Below are 14,792 nucleotides of genomic sequence, written 5' to 3'. Positions count from 1 at the left end.
AGCCCCGCTCCGACCCGAAAGAAGTAGCGTGCGTACCAAGGCCGTTGCCACCGCCGCCCTGCTCGCCCTCGGCCTGACCGCCTGCGGTGCCGAGATCGCCCCGAGCCAGGCCGGCAGCACCTCCGCCCACTACCCGGTGACCGTGGAGAACTGCGGCGAGAAGCTCACCTTCGCGCAGAAGCCCGCCCGGGTGGTGACCAACGACGTCAACATCACCGAGCTGATGCTCTCCCTCGGCCTGGCCGACCGGATGGCCGGCTACGTGATGCCCGACGACAAGGGCCAGGTCGACAAGGTGGCCTGGAAGGACGGCTACCAGCAGACCAAGTGGCTCTCCAAGAAGGTGCTCACCAAGGAGATCGCCCTGGACGCCAAGGCCGACCTGGTGTTCGCCGGCTGGCACTACGGCTTCGACGAGGGCAGCGGGGTCACCCCGCAGGCGTTCAAGGCGCTCGGCGTCGACTCCTACGTGCTCAGCGAGTCCTGCCGCAGCGGCAAGGGCAGCGAGCGCGGGGTGATGGACCCGCTGGAGGCGCTCTACACCGACCTGGCCAACCTCGGCGAGATCTTCGACGTCAAGGACCGCGCCGACAAGCTGATCGCCGACTCCAAGGCGAGGATCGCCGCCGTCCCGGCCCCCGGGCACCGCCCGTCCGTCTTCCTGTACGACAGCGGGCAGGACAAGCCGTACACCGCCGGGAAGTTCGCCGCCGCCGACGAGATCATCGCCAAGGCGGGCGGCGACAACATCATGGGCGACCTCGCGGACACCTGGGTCACCGCCGGCTGGGAGAGCGTGGTGCAGCGCGACCCGGAGGTGATCGTGATCAACAACTACGCCACCCCGGGCGCCGAGGAGAAGCGGAAGTTCCTGCTGTCCTTCCCGCCGCTGGCGAACGTCTCCGCGGTGAAGAACGACCGGATCTTCGTGATGGACTACGTCGACCTGGTGGAGAGCCCGCGCAACCCGGCCGCGATCAGCGCGCTGGCCGACTACCTGCGCACCGTCCCGGCCCGCTGACCGCCCTCCTCCGGTCGGGCCGGGCCCGCACCCGCCGGGCGTACGCTCGAAGTGCGAGCCGACGGAACCCGACCGGAGGAGTGCCGCCATGACCGCAACCGCGGCCGCCGCCGCCTTCGACACCCGCGCGCTGCGCGAGGGCATCGAACGCTGCGAGGCCGAGACACTGCTGGCGCTGTACGCCGAGGACGCCGAACTGCGCGTGGTCGACCGCAGGACCCAGCCCAGCCACCCCCTGGTGATGCACGGGCGGGACGAGATCGGGGCCATGCTGGACGACGTCTACGGCCGCGAGATGACCCACAAGCTGGAGCAGGTGGTGGTCCAGGACGACCGGGTCGCCTTCCTGGAGTCCTGCCGCTACCCCGACGGCGTGCGGGTGCTCGCCGCCTCGGTGGCCGGCCTGCGGGACGGCCGGATCGTCGACCAGACCACGCTCCAGGCCTGGGACGAGGCGGGGCCCGAGCAGTAGGCTCGCGGCATGATCCGCACCGCCGTCGTCACCGACGTCCCCCTGGTCCTGGCCATGATCCGCGAACTGGCGGAGTACGAGAAGGCCCCGCAGGAGGCCGTGGCCACCGAGGAGCAGCTGCGCGAGGCGCTGTTCGGCGCCGAACCGGCGGTGTTCGGCCTGATCGCCGAGGACGACACCACCGGCGAGCCGGTCGGCTTCGCGCTCTGGTTCCGCAACTTCTCGACCTGGCGCGGGACCCACGGGATCTACCTGGAGGACCTGTACGTCCGCCCGGCGGCCCGCGGCGGCGGCCACGGCAAGGCCCTGCTGCTGGAGCTGGCCCGGATCGCCGTCGAGCGCGGCTACGCGCGGGTGGAGTGGTCGGTGCTCGACTGGAACCAGCCCTCGATCGACTTCTACAAGTCGCTCGGCGCGGTGCCGATGAACGGCTGGACGGTCTACCGTCTCACCGACGAGGCACTCGCGGCCGCCGGGAGCCGTTGAACGGACGCGGAACGGACGCACGGAGTAGGGGCAAAGCCCCTGCCACCCTGCGTCGCAATGCCTTACCATGAGTAACTCCCGCACCGGGTGCGGAAGGAAGCCCCCTCGGGGGTACCAAGCAAGCACAGCGCGTCACCCAGGAGGCAAGGGTGTCCCAGATCGACAGCGATCTCGGAGTTCAGGACTTCGTGGAGGTCCGGCTGCCCGCGGCGGGGGCCTACCTCTCCGTGCTGCGAACAGCGACGGCCGGGCTCGCCGCCCGGTTGGACTTCACCCTCGACGAGATCGAGGACCTGCGGATCGCGGTCGACGAGGCCTGCGCCATCCTGCTCCAGCAGGCGGTGCCCGGCTCCGTGTTGTCCTGCGAGTTCCGGCTGGTCGGCGACTCGTTGAAGGTCACCGTCGCCGCTCCGACCACGGACGGCAAGGCTCCCGAACGGGACACCTTCGCCTGGACGGTGCTCTCCGCACTGGCCGGTGAGGTGGACTCCTCGGTCGCCGAGGACAAGACCGTGTCGATCAGCCTGCACAAGAAGCGCGGCGGGTCCGCCGCCCACTGACCGGGCACCGAGCAGCACCCTGCAAGGGCCGTCCGCCGTCCCCCTCCCGGGGCCGACGGGCGGCTCCCGGTACCGCCCCCGGGGCGGTACGACCAACGAGACGATGCCGGGGCCTCGGCCCCGGTGCTCCCGGAACGGAACGGGGGAATGGCCGTGAGTGATCTGGACCGTACCGGCCTCGCGACGGCGGGACCTGCCGTACCGACCCAGGCGAGCGTTTCCGGCCTCGCCGCCAACGACGAAGCGCACCCGAAGGACGCCCACCGGATGAGCCACCCGACCGAGCCGACGTCCGAGCCGACGCCCGCTTCCCCTCCGCCGCAGGAGCCGGCGCAGGAGGCCGCGGAGCTGCACGGCGCCGTGCCCGCCCAGGTCTCGCACCGCACCGGCGCGCCCGACCGGGAGGCCGCCCGCGCGCTGTTCGTCCGGCTGTCCGTGCTGCCCGAGGGCTCCCCGGAGCGGGTCGAGCTGCGCAACCAGCTGGTGCGGATGCACATCCCGCTGGTCGAGCACCTGGCCCGGCGGTTCCGCAACCGCGGCGAGCCGCTGGACGACCTGACCCAGGTCGCCACCATCGGGCTGATCAAGTCGGTGGACCGCTTCGACCACGAGCGCGGGGTCGAGTTCTCCACCTACGCGACGCCGACCATCGTCGGTGAGATCAAGCGGCACTTCCGCGACAAGGGCTGGGCGGTGCGCGTCCCGCGCCGGCTGCAGGAGCTGCGGCTGTCGCTCACCACGGCCACCAGCGAGCTCTCCCAGCGGCACGGCCGCTCCCCCACGGTGCACGAGCTGGCCGAGCACCTGGGGATCTCCGAGGAGGACGTGCTGGAGGGCCTGGAGTCCGCCAACGCCTACTCCACGCTGTCCCTGGACGTCCCGGACAGCGACGACGAGTCGCCGGCCGTGGCGGACACCCTGGGCGCGACCGACGAGGCGCTGGAGGGCGTCGAGTACCGCGAGTCGCTCAAGCCGCTGCTGGCCCAACTGCCGCCCCGGGAGCAGAAGATCCTGGTGCTGCGGTTCTTCCGGAACATGACCCAGTCGCAGATCGCCGCCGAGGTGGGGATCTCCCAGATGCACGTCTCCCGGCTGCTCGCCCGGACGCTGGCCCAGCTGCGGGAGAAGCTCCTCGTGGAGGAGTAGGAACGCGGAAACGACCGGACGGCCGCCACAGCTCGTGCTGTGGCGGCCGTCCGGTCGTTCGGGGGTGCGCTCGGTCCTGCCGGTGCCCGGTCCTGCCGGTGCTCAGTCCTGCTGGTCGCTGTACAGCGCCGCCGTGCACTTCGGGTTCAGCAGCGCGCCGATGCCCACCAGGCCGAGCAGTCCGACCAGCGCGCCGACCGCGATCATCGCGCCGCCGCTCTCGATCATGTAGTAAGCGACCGGCAGGCAGATCGAGTTGGTCAGCACGGCGGGACTGCGGCCCCAGCGGCGCCCCTTGAGCAGCGCGCGGGCGGCCAGTATCGGCAGCACTCCGAGCAGCACGATCACCAGGCCGCCGAACTCGTTCAGGGCCAGCTGCTTGGCCTGCCCGGAGAGCGCGGACACCATGTCCGAGACTCCGACGACGGCCAGCGCGGCGCCCTCCAGCGCGGTGATGGCGGCGCCCAGGGTGAGCGGGACCGGACGGGCGGGTGCGGGGGCGGAGGTTTCTGCGGTCACTCCAGCAGGGTAGCCGCCGGTCGGCCCGTACGGCCCCGTAGGCTTTCCCCATGCGCGCTCTCCTGGTCGTGAACCACAAGGCCACCACCACCAGTGGCCGGACCAGGGACGTACTGATCCACGCGCTGCGCAGCGACCTCAAGCTGGAGGTCGCCGAGACCCAGTACCGGGGCCACGCACGCGATCTGGCCCGGGAGGCCGCGCAGGACGGCACGGTCGACCTGGTGGTGGCGCTGGGCGGGGACGGCACCGTCAACGAAGTGGTGAACGGGCTGCTGACGCACGGCCCGGGCGAGAAGGTCCCGCGACTGGCCGTGGTGCCGGGCGGTTCGACCAATGTGTTCGCCCGCGCGCTCGGCCTGCCCAACGACCCGGTGGAGGCCACCGGCGCCCTGCTGGACGCGCTGGAGCACGGGCACGAGCGGCCGATCGGGCTGGGCAAGGCGATGACCGAGGGACTGCCGGACCGCTGGTTCACCTTCACCGCCGGCCTCGGCTTCGACGCGGGGGTGGTCGGCCGGGTCGAGGAGCAGCGCCGGGCCGGGCGCAAGTCCACCCACGCGCTGTACGTGGGACAGGCGCTCCGGCACTACTTCACCCAGCGTGACCAGCGCCGCTCGGGCCCCGTGGCCCTGGAAATCCCGGGCCGCGAGACCGTTCCGGGCCTGGTGCTGGCCATAGTCAGCAACACCTCGCCGTGGACGTTCCTCGGCAACCGTCCGGTCTACCCCTCACCACTCGCCTCCTTCGACACCGATCTGGACGCCTTCGGCATCACCCGGATGACGGCGTTCGGTACTGCTCGAACGATCCGTCAGATCCTGCGGTCGTACGGGTCTTCGAGCGATGGCACCCCGCCGGCCGGCCCGTCCGGAAAGCACGTCGTCTCCTATCACGACGTCAGACACTTCACCTTGGTTTCCCAGGAACCCGTCCCGTTCCAGGTCGACGGGGACCATCTTGGAGACCGGAGTCGCGTCAGTTTCACAGGCGTACGGCGGGCACTGCGTGTGATTGTGTGACCGGAAGCGGGCTTCGCCCTTCTTCTCGAACGCACAAGCCCCCTTCACTCCATAGAAGTACTGGCTGTGAGCTAGGCGACACCGAAGAATCAAAAATTCCTCCCCGAAGGGGGTTGTATCCGAGCCCGAGGTTTGCGAACCTCTACATGGCGATCGGGACACATCGCAGCGACGGCAACTCCGGAACCACAGGAGCGCCGACCGCGGGGTGTCCCTCGAATCGCCGAATCCCCTCCCAGCACAGACCACCCGGGCCCGATGGGCCTTTGGTCTCTTTTGCTGTTGTGGGATTCGTGAAAGCGTTCACATTCACAAGCCATTCGATTATGCCGATCGGGCCACCCCCCGCGGCAGGAGGAGTTGGACGACCATGGACTGGCGCCACCGCGCTGTCTGCCGCGAAGAGGACCCGGAGCTGTTCTTCCCGATCGGGAACACCGGTCCTGCTCTGCTGCAGATCGAGGAAGCCAAGGCCGTGTGCCGCCGCTGTCCGGTGATGGAGCAGTGCCTCCAGTGGGCTCTCGAGACCGGCCAGGACGCCGGCGTCTGGGGCGGCATGAGCGAGGACGAGCGTCGCGCGATGAAGCGCCGTGCCGCCCGCAACCGCGCCCGCACCGCCTGATCAGCAGCATCCGGTCACACGCCGTAGTACCAGCAGTAACCGCAGTACCGATCAACACATGATCAAAGGCTTCCCTGCACCTCCTGGTGAAGCCTTCCGCACAAAGGGCCTTGCTGGTCGAGGCCCCGCGACACCGGACCGTCCAGCCACTTGATACTGTTCACTTAGAGCAATATTGTGGAGCTGAGGCGCTCACCGTGTGCAACGCACATGCGAGGTGCCGCACCACCCAGAGCCCCCGTTCCGGCCGACTCCCCCCGACGGCCGGAACGGGTTGAGAGGCCCTGTCGACCCACCCCCCCCGGTCGACAGGGCCTCGTTTCTGTTTCCGCGCCCGAACGGCGGCGACGCAACGGCAGCGCCGGGCGCGCGGAGTGCGCGCCCGGCGCTTGTGTCGAGTACGCGCCCCCACCGCGCGCCGAATGCACCGACTGCACCGCGCGCCTCGGTGCACCGCGCGCCTCAGCGGACCGGGATCTCCAGGATCACCTTGGTCCCGCCGTTCGGACCGGCCACCATGTCGAAGGTCCCGCCCAACTCACCGGTGGCCAGCGTCCGGACGATCTGCAGCCCGAGGTTGCCGGCCGTCTTCGGGTCGAAGCCCTCCGGCATGCCACGACCGTCGTCCTGCACGGTGATCAGCAGGTACTCCTCCGGCCGGGCGCCGCCGTTCCAGCTGTCCGACCAGCCCATGCCGGTCGCCGGGGCCCGGCCGCGCAGCGCGCTCACCTCCAGGTTCCCGGAGGCGGTCGGACCGAAGGCGTGTTCCAGCGCGTTCTGCAGCAGTTCGGTGAGCACCATCGACAGCGGGGTGGCCACCTCGGCGGAGAGGATGCCGAAGCTCCCGGTGCGACGGGTGGCCACCCGGCCGTCCTGGGACAGCTCCATCACCATCGCCAGCACCCGGTCCGCGATCTCGTCGAAGGCGACCTTCTCGTCCAGCGCCTGGGAGAGCGTCTCGTGCACGATCGCGATCGAGCCGACCCGGCGCACCGCCTCGTCCAGCGCGGCCCGGCCGGACTCGGAGTCCATCCGGCGGGACTGCAGCCGCAGCAGCGCGGCGACGGTCTGCAGGTTGTTCTTCACCCGGTGGTGGATCTCCCGGATGGTCGCGTCCTTGGTCATCAGCTCGCGGTCGCGGCGGCGCAGCTCGGTGACGTCCCGGCAGAGCACCAGGGAACCGGTCAGGATCCCCTTGGGCTTGAGCGGGATCGCCCGCAGGGTCACCACTCCCCCCTGGGCCTCCACCTCGGTCTGCCGGGGCGCCCAGCCGCTGGCCAGCTTCACCAGCGCCTCGTGGACGGCCGAGCGGGACGGCGGGGCGAGCTCGGCGGTGGCCCGGCCGAGGTGGCTGCCGACCAGGTCGGTGGTGAGGCCGAGCCGGTGGTAGGCGGAGAGGGCGTTGGGGCTGGCGTAGGTGACCACGCCGTCCGCGTCCAGCCGGATCAGGCCGTCGCCGACCCGGGGCGCGGCGTCCATGTCGGCCTGTTCGACGCCGGGGAACGGGAAGCTGCCGGCCGCGATCATCTGGGCCAGGTCGGAGGCGCTCTGCAGGTAGGTGAGCTCCAGCCGGCTGGGGGTGCGCACGGTCAGCAGGTTGGTGTTGCGGGCGATCACCCCGAGCACCTTGCCCTCGCGCCGGACCGGGATCGACTCGACCCGGACCGGGACCTCCTCGCGCCACTCCGGGTCGCCCTCGCGGACGATCCGCCCCTCGTCGAAGGCGGCGTCCAGCAGCGGGCGGCGACCGCGCGGGACGAGGTGGCCGACCATGTCGTCCTGGTAGGAGGTGGGCCCGGTGTTGGGCCGCATCTGCGCCACCGAGACGTAGCGGATGCCGTCCCAGGTGGGGATCCACAGCACCAGGTCGGCGAAGGAGAGGTCGGAGAGCAGCTGCCACTCCGAGACCAGGTGGTGGAGCCATTCCACGTCGGCCCCGGTCAGGGTGGTGTGGCGGCGGACGAGTTCGTTCAACGAGGGCACATGGCGAGGGTAGCGCCGCCGCCCGGCAGGGGGCTCGGCGGACTGTCCGCTGGCGGTGGATGACTGTCCGGAGTTGTTTAGACCAATGTGCCGAGCGGCCTGGACAACCCAGATTGGTCTAGTCCACAATGAAAGGGCACCAAGGAGAGGCCCACCGCGCAACTGCCCTGACCGCGCGCGGCTTCTCCTCGGTCGGACGCCGCCGAACGAGGACCCCGCACAGTTCTCGATCGACTCCGGCGCCCGACGACAGCTCCGGGCTGCGGTGCCGCATGGGTTGAGGGTCCCGTGTCGGCGCCGTGGCCCGTAGTGCTTTCCGGGGCCGTGACTCCCGCCGGCCCGCTCCCCCGCGACCATGTTCCGCCGCTCAACGGTCCGGCCCCCGTCCACAGCCTGTGGACGGGGGCCGGACCGCTCCACTCAGTGGGTCTCGGTGACCTTCGCCAGGGCGCGCGGGGCGTCCGGGTCCTGGCCGCGGGCGATGGTGACCTCGTAGGCCAGCTGCTGGAGCGGAAGGATCTCCAGGATCGGCTGGACCTCCTCCGGCACGCCGGGCGGCAGCGCGAAGCCCGCCGAGGCGGCGTCCACCTGGGCCTGCTGGCCGATCACCACGAGGTCCGCGCCGCGCCCGCGCAGCCGGTCCAGCACCGGCTGGAGGGCCTCGCCGCCCTTGCCGTCCGGGACGATCGCGATCACCGGCGAGACGTTGTCCACCATCGCCAGCGGGCCGTGCAGCAGGTCGGCGCCGGAGAACGGGCTGGCCGGGATGTAGGTGGTCTCCATCAGCTTGAGCGCCGCCTCGCGGGCGGTCGGGTAGCCGTAGCCGCGCGAGGTGATGACCAGCCGCTGGGCGAAGCGGTAGCGCTCGGCCAGCGCCCGCACCTCGGCCTGGCGGGCCAGCACCCCGGCGGCCAGGCCCGGCAGCTCCTTGGCGGCCGAACCGTCCCCGCCGCGCAGGCCCTCGACCAGCAGGTAGAGCGCCAGCAGCTCGGCGGTGTAGGTCTTGGTGGCCGGCAGCGCCTTCTCCGGCCCGGCCAGCACGTCGATGTGGAACTCGGAGACCTCGGCGAGCGGGGAGTCCGGGTTGTTGGTGACGGCGAGGGTGATCGCCCCGGCCTCGCGGGCGGCCTTGGTGGAGGCGACCAGGTCCGGCGAGCCGCCGGACTGGCTGACCGTGATCACCAGGACGTCGGTGAGGTCCGGCTTGGCCCCGTACGCGGTGGTGGTGGACATCGAGGTCAGCCCGGCCGGCTTGCCGAGCAGGATCTCGATCAGGTACTTGGCGTAGAGCGCCGCGTTGTCGGACGTGCCGCGCGCGGTCAGCAGGACGAAGCGCGGGTTGCGGGCGGCGATCCCGGCCGCGATCTCGCGGATCTTCGGCGCCCCCTCGTCGAGGATGCGCTGGAGGACGGCCGGCTGCTCGGCCATCTCCGCCGCCATGATCCGGCCGGGGACGGGAACGGTCTGCGGGTCGGACATCTGGATGCCTCCGATGAGATGGGTCGACCCCGCCCGGGCGGGATGCCCGACGGGGACCTCTACGGCGGCGAGTCCGCACACTCGCTGCGGTTCTTCCTGGGCATCCTACGAGCGCTCCCCCGGCGGGGCACCCCCGGACCGCCCCCTCCCGGCGGGCGGGAGGGCGCGGTCCGGGCCGTCCGGACCGAGCGATCGGGCGGTCCGGGCGTCAGGACGGGTTGTTGATCAGCTGGTCGATCGCGGCGTCGGCGTCCTTGGTGGCCTGGTCCACGGACTTGCCCTTGAGGATCGCGGTCAGCATGTCGGGGATGATCTTCTGCTTCTCCACCGCGCCCCAGCCGGGCGCGAGCGGGGTGAACCAGGCGTCCGGGACGGCGTTGGCCGCGGCGGCGGTGCTGGGCTTGTTCTTCAGCGGGTTCAGCTGGGTGAGGTTGTTCGGCAGGATGTCCTTGTCGGCCAACGCCTGTTCGGACTTGGTGCTGGTGAACATCCGGATCCAGTCACTGGCCAGCGCCACCTGCTGGGACTTGGCGGTGACGGCGAGGTCGGAGCCGCCGATGAAGGTGGGCAGCGGCTTGCCGTCCGGGCCGGGCATGGTGGCCACCTTGACGGCGTCCTTGAGGGTCGGGTCGCCGGTGACCGGCGCGATGACGCTGGCCGCCTCGAAGCCGTTGCCGTAGAAGGACGCGGCGTGCCCGCGCGCCATCGACTCGAACTGGTTCTGCTCGTTCTGCGTCAGGTCGCCCTTGTTGTACTTGCGGACGAGGTCGACGAAGTGGCCGATGCCTTGCTGGGACTTGGCGTCGTGCAGGGTGCCGTGCCAGTTGCCGGAGCTGTCGAACTTGGCGATGCTGCCGCCGTACGCGGCCACGTAGCTCATCGCGGCGTACCAGTACGGCCCGGGCAGGTAGAGCGGGGAGAAGGTCCTGTCGGACTTGTTCTTGTCGGCGATCCGGTCCAGCGCGGTCACCAGGTCGTTCTCGGTCTTGGGGAACTCCGCGCTGCCGGTGGCCTGTTGGAAGGTGGTGGAGTTGTAGACGGCGACCCGGGCGCCGGCGTAGTACGGCACGCACCACAGCTTGTCCTGGTACGTACAGGTGTTGGCGAGCGCCTTGATCCAGCTGTCGGAGTTGTCGAAGGTGGTGCGGTCCACCGGGGCCAGTGCGCCGGAGAGCACGTACTTCATCGTCTCGGTGTTGCCGAGCTCGACCACGTCGGGGGCGTTGCCGTCGGTGAGCGCCTTGTCGAGCTTGCCGACCTTGTCGGCCCAACCCTGGTAGACCAGCTTGAGGCTGACGCCCGGGTACTTGGCCGCGAACTCGTCGTTGACCCGCTGGACCAGGTCCGGCCAGTTCTTCTGGGCGTCGTCCATCAGCCAGACGGTGACGCTGCCGGTGGCGGCCTTCGAGGCGGCGGCGGCGCCCTTGCCGTCGCCTGAGGGCGATCCGGCCGAGGAACAGGCCGTCAGTCCGACCGCGAGGGCCATGATCCCGAGCGTCGACATGAGCTGACGCTTCTTCACGCCATCCTCCGAGGGTTGTCCAGGAGCGGTGGTGCCGGCCGACAGCGTGATTGGCGCGCCCGCGGCGGGAGTCCGGGAGGGGGCGGCGAAGAGCTTCGAGGAGGGCGCGATACCACATCCGGTGAGGTTCGATTTCGAACCGGATGCATGGACTCTGGCCTAGACCAAGGGTGGTGTCAACGGCCAACAGGCCCTGTGGCCAAGGCCGTTGCAGAGCCGTTGTACCGAGTGGCGATCAGTCGCCGGGCCGTCACCGTAGGTAGGACTTAAGGTGGATTTAAGGCCTGCTTGAGAGAACACGGTCATTCGGTGAGAGTCCGGGTCAACGCCCGGGAAACAGAACGGGCCCGTCATGCGACATGCGCATGACGGGCCCGTCGGCCGACGTCCCCGGACAGCGCCGGTGAAGTCCGCCCGGACTCAGCCGATCGCTCCCGGCTGCCCGGTGAGCACCTCCACGGCCGCCAGCCCGCAGACCCGGGCGGCGCCGTGGGTGGCGATGTACAGCGCGCCGACCGGCTCGGACTGGGGCAGCCCCATCTCCACCACGGCGGCGTCCGGCCGGGCCGCCACCAGGCGGCTCAGCGCGGCGGCCATCCAGGCGTGCCGGTGGGCGTCCCGGACCACCAGCACCAGCCGGCGGCCCTCGGCCCCGGCCACCAGCTCGGCGACCAGGGCGTCCAGCAGCTCCGGCGCGGCCTCGGCCGCCGACACCTCACGGGTGCGGGTGCCCGGGAAGCGGTCGGCCAGCATGCCGGCCACGCCCCACGGGGTCACGTCGCCGACCGCGATGTTCGGCTCGTCCGAGAACGAGGCCACGTACGGGCGCTCGCTCACCGGCAGCACCTCGCGGCCCGGCGCCCGGACCACCCGCAGCGCCCGGCGGGCGGCCCGCAGGCCCACCGCGAGGTCCGGCTCGGCCTGCTCGCCCTGGGCCGCGATCCGGCCCCAGCTGCCCAGCGCCCGGACCCGGTCCGCCGCGTCCGCCAGCCGCTCCTCGGTGAGCCGCCCGGAGCGCACGCCCGCCACGATGGCGTCGCGCAGCATCAGCACGGTCTCCTCGTCGGCCAGCCCGCCGCCGACGCAGATCGCGTCCGCGCCGGCCGCCAGCGCCAGCACGGTGCCCTCGCCCATCCCGAAGGTGTCGGCGATGGCGCCCATCTCGATCGCGTCGCTGACGATCAGGCCCTGGTAGCCCAGGCCGCCGTCGGCCGGGGCGGCGCGCAGCAGGTCGCGCAGCACGGTCGGGCTCAGGGTGGCCGGCAGCTTCGGGTCCAGCGCCGGGACCATGATGTGGGCGGTCATCACGGCCTTGGTGCCGGCCGCGATGGCGGCCTGGAACGGGATCAGGTCACGGGTGCGCAGCACGTCCAGGTCGACGTCGATCACCGGCAGGCCGTGGTGCGAGTCCACCGCGGTGTCGCCGTGGCCGGGGAAGTGCTTGGAGCAGGCGGCCACACCGGCCGACTGCAGGCCCTCCACCCAGGCGGCGGTGTGCCGGGCGCACAGCTCCGGGTCGGCGCCGAAGGAGCGGACGCCGATCACCGGGTTGCGCGGGTTGGAGTTGACGTCCGCGGTGGGCGCCCAGTTGTAGTTGACGCCGGCCGCGGCCAGCGCCCGGCCCAGCTCGCGGGCGACGTCCCGGGTCAGCGCCGGGTCGTCGATCGCGCCGAGGGCCAGGTTGCCCGGCCAGGAGGAGCCGGAGCCGGCCTCCAGCCGGGTGACGTCGCCGCTCTCCTCGTCGATCGCGATCAGCAGGTCGGGGTTCTCCGCGCGCAGCGAGCCGGTCAGCGCGGAGAGCTGGTCGAGGTCGACCACGTTGCGGTCGAACAGCGCGACCGAGCCGAGCCCGGCGGCCAGGTGGCGGCGCAGCCAGGCGGGCGGCTCGGTGCCGACGAAGCCGGGCTGCAGGACGGTCAGGGCGTCCCGGTGGAGCTGGTCGCTGTCCGGGGCGGTGGGAATCAGGATGCTCACGGTGACTCAGCCCTTCACGGCGCCGTCGGTCAGACCGCCGACCGCCTTGCGCTGGAGGAAGACGAACAGGATCAGCACCGGGACGGCGAACATCGTGGAGGCCGCCATGGTGGCGCCCCAGTCGTTGCCGAAGGCGGTCTTGAAGGAGGAGAGCCAGAGCGGGAGGGTCTTGCCCTGCTCCTTGTTGACGATCAGGACGAGCGGGAACTCGTTCCACGCCGTGATGAACCCGAACAGCGAGGTCGACATCAGCCCCGGGGCCAGCAGCGGGAAGATCACCTTCACGAAGGCCTGGGTGCGGGTGCAGCCGTCCACCATGGCCGACTCCTCCAGCTCCTTCGGCACCGCGGCGATGAAGCCGCGCAGCGTCCAGATGGTGAAGGGCAGGACCATCATCATGTAGAAGAACGTCAACGGCAGCAGGCTGTTCAGCATGTCGTTGTCGCGGGAGATCATGTAGACCGCGATGGTCATGACCTCCCAGGGCGCCATCTGGGCCAGCATGATGACCAGCACGAAGGCCTTGCGGCCGCGGAACCTCATCCGGGCGACGGCGAAGGCCGCCAGGGTCGCGATCACCAGGGAGATCAGCACCGCGCCGACGGTGACGGTGATGCTGTTGGTGACGTACGTCCAGAAGTTGGGCGCGTTCACCGCGGTGGTGAAGTGCTCGAACGTCGCGTCGAAGGGGATGAAGACCGGCGTCTTGCTGATGATGTCGTTGTTCTGTTTGAACGCGGTCGCGATCATCCAGTAGACGGGGAAGATGAAGAAGACGATGAGGACGACCGCGATCACGTTCGGCCAGGTACGTCCGAAGAGAGAGCGCCTCACAGCTCGTCCTCCTGCTTGATCATGATGCGGAAGTAGTAGGCCATCAGGACGCCCAGCATCAGGATGGTGAGCACCGCGATCGCGGCGCCGACGCCGTAGTGCTGGCTGCCCGAGCCCTCCAGGAAGGCGTGCACCGGCAGGGTCCGGGTGAGCTTCTCGGGGCCGCCGCCGTTGATCGCGTAGATCTGGGTGAAGGACTTGAACACCCAGATGACCTCAAGGAAGGTCGTGGCCAGGAAGAAGGGCTTCAGGTTCGGGAAGATCACCGAGCTGAAGATCTTCGAGGAGCCGGCGCCGTCCATCCGGGCGGCCTCGTAGAGCTCCTTGGGGATGGTGGTCAGACCGGCGTACATGTTGAACGCCACGAAGGGGATCGACATCCAGACGATCAGCAGGATGACGACGAAGAAGGTCGAGTACTCGTCGCTCATCCAGTTGTAGTTGGCCATCGAGTGCCAACCGAGCTTGTCCAGGAACCAGTTGACGACGCCCCAGTTCTCGTCGAACAGCCAGGTGTAGACCGTGGTCGCGGCGACCACCGGCATCGCCCAGGCCATCAGCAGCGCGATCGACAGCGCCAGCCGCATCTTCTTGCCGAGGTGGTTGAGCAGCAGGCCGACCAGGGTGCCGCCGACCATGATCAGCACCACGTTGACCAGGGTGAAGACGACGGTGCGCCCGGTGACCGACCAGAACTCCGGGTCGCTCAGCTGCTCCTTGTAGTTGTCGAAGCCGGTCCACTCGGTCAGGTGCATCACCAGCTGGCGCCGGTTGAGGTCCTGGAACGACAGCAGGAAGGTCTTCAGCAGCGGCCAGCCGAGCAGGACGATGGTCGCCACGGTGGCCGGCAGCAGCAGCAGGTACGGTGCGGAGCGGGCGCCGAGACCGGGGCCGCCCGCGGATCTGGTGCCCTTCGGCGCGGTGCCCTTGGCCCCGCCGCCGGCGGCACCGGTGTCGATCTCGGCCACAACAGCCCTCCCTGACTCCGGGGACTGCGTCTGCACCCGGTCCGAATGCACAGCCATCGTTCTCACTTCCTCACAACCCGGCCACGACGGACGGGCGCCGCCCACCGACCCCCCCGCCGGGGGCCGGTGAGCGACGCCGCGGGAGACTGTCCTCGAACTCCCGCCACGCAGGCGGGAGTTCGAA

14 protein-coding genes are annotated in these 14,792 nt (G+C 70.5%); 7 read left to right on the top strand and 7 right to left on the bottom strand.

The features are described from left to right. The first annotated feature begins 28 nt into the window (after positions 1-28). The 5 genes from ACIP4P_RS20610 to ACIP4P_RS20590 all read left to right on the top strand — a co-directional run bounded on the left by ACIP4P_RS20610 (position 29) and on the right by ACIP4P_RS20590 (position 3,685). The gene (locus tag ACIP4P_RS20610) at positions 29-1,021 is read left to right on the top strand and encodes an ABC transporter substrate-binding protein (protein WP_400920392.1); all 993 of its coding nucleotides are present in this window, start codon (positions 29-31) and stop codon (positions 1,019-1,021) included. An 88-nt stretch (positions 1,022-1,109) separates the two neighbouring features. Continuing rightward, positions 1,110-1,493: a nuclear transport factor 2 family protein gene (locus tag ACIP4P_RS20605; RefSeq protein WP_350511939.1), complete on the top strand. Its 384-nt coding sequence runs from the start codon at positions 1,110-1,112 to the stop codon at positions 1,491-1,493. 9 nt (positions 1,494-1,502) lie between these two features. After that, entirely contained in the window at positions 1,503-1,979 is a 477-nt protein-coding gene (locus tag ACIP4P_RS20600) for a GNAT family N-acetyltransferase (RefSeq protein ID WP_400920389.1), read from the top strand. Positions 1,980-2,128: 149 nt separating this feature from the next. Beyond that, a complete protein-coding gene (locus ACIP4P_RS20595) occupies positions 2,129-2,539 on the top strand; it encodes an anti-sigma regulatory factor (protein ID WP_350511937.1) in 411 nt (136 codons plus the stop codon). A 153-nt stretch (positions 2,540-2,692) separates the two neighbouring features. Then, positions 2,693-3,685: an RNA polymerase sigma factor SigF gene (locus ACIP4P_RS20590; protein ID WP_400920387.1), complete on the top strand. Its 993-nt coding sequence runs from the start codon at positions 2,693-2,695 to the stop codon at positions 3,683-3,685. A 102-nt stretch (positions 3,686-3,787) separates the two neighbouring features. Here ACIP4P_RS20590 and ACIP4P_RS20585 read toward each other — a convergent pair whose 3' ends face one another. After that, on the bottom strand, positions 3,788-4,204 hold the full coding sequence (locus tag ACIP4P_RS20585) for a hypothetical protein (RefSeq protein ID WP_400920385.1): 417 nt from the start codon (positions 4,202-4,204) through the stop codon (positions 3,788-3,790). Between the two features lie 50 nt (positions 4,205-4,254). Here ACIP4P_RS20585 and ACIP4P_RS20580 point away from each other — a divergent pair, with 50 nt between their 5' ends. Both ACIP4P_RS20580 and ACIP4P_RS20575 read left to right on the top strand, forming a co-directional pair. After that, a complete protein-coding gene (locus ACIP4P_RS20580; protein ID WP_350511934.1) occupies positions 4,255-5,226 on the top strand; it encodes a diacylglycerol kinase family protein in 972 nt (323 codons plus the stop codon). A 370-nt stretch (positions 5,227-5,596) separates the two neighbouring features. Beyond that, on the top strand, positions 5,597-5,848 hold the full coding sequence (locus tag ACIP4P_RS20575) for a WhiB family transcriptional regulator (RefSeq protein ID WP_014138019.1): 252 nt from the start codon (positions 5,597-5,599) through the stop codon (positions 5,846-5,848). Positions 5,849-6,310: 462 nt separating this feature from the next. On the opposite strand, the gene ACIP4P_RS20570 is transcribed toward ACIP4P_RS20575, so the two are convergent. The 6 genes from ACIP4P_RS20570 to ACIP4P_RS20545 form a co-directional block, all read right to left on the bottom strand. Continuing rightward, positions 6,311-7,822, bottom strand: a complete 1,512-nt coding sequence (locus ACIP4P_RS20570) for a sensor histidine kinase (protein WP_400920685.1) — start codon at positions 7,820-7,822, stop codon at positions 6,311-6,313. Between the two features lie 429 nt (positions 7,823-8,251). Continuing rightward, the gene (locus ACIP4P_RS20565; RefSeq protein ID WP_350511933.1) at positions 8,252-9,310 is read right to left on the bottom strand and encodes an SIS domain-containing protein; all 1,059 of its coding nucleotides are present in this window, start codon (positions 9,308-9,310) and stop codon (positions 8,252-8,254) included. A 208-nt stretch (positions 9,311-9,518) separates the two neighbouring features. Then, on the bottom strand, positions 9,519-10,814 hold the full coding sequence (locus ACIP4P_RS20560; protein ID WP_400920683.1) for an extracellular solute-binding protein: 1,296 nt from the start codon (positions 10,812-10,814) through the stop codon (positions 9,519-9,521). Between the two features lie 438 nt (positions 10,815-11,252). After that, positions 11,253-12,806, bottom strand: a complete 1,554-nt coding sequence (locus tag ACIP4P_RS20555) for a glycoside hydrolase family 3 protein (protein WP_400920382.1) — start codon at positions 12,804-12,806, stop codon at positions 11,253-11,255. 6 nt (positions 12,807-12,812) lie between these two features. Beyond that, positions 12,813-13,640, bottom strand: a complete 828-nt coding sequence (locus ACIP4P_RS20550) for a carbohydrate ABC transporter permease (protein WP_350511932.1) — start codon at positions 13,638-13,640, stop codon at positions 12,813-12,815. After that, positions 13,637-14,665, bottom strand: a complete 1,029-nt coding sequence (locus ACIP4P_RS20545) for a carbohydrate ABC transporter permease (RefSeq protein ID WP_400920380.1) — start codon at positions 14,663-14,665, stop codon at positions 13,637-13,639. Before ACIP4P_RS20545 ends, ACIP4P_RS20550 begins: the two co-directional genes overlap by 4 nt. Positions 14,666-14,792: the final 127 nt, after the last annotated feature.

The sequence above is a fragment of the Kitasatospora sp. NPDC089509 genome (genome assembly GCF_044749365.1).
Taxonomy (GTDB): Bacteria; Actinomycetota; Actinomycetes; order Streptomycetales; family Streptomycetaceae; genus Kitasatospora.
The sequence above is the reverse complement of the archived record's forward strand: the minus strand, read 5'-3'. Positions and strand labels throughout refer to the sequence as shown.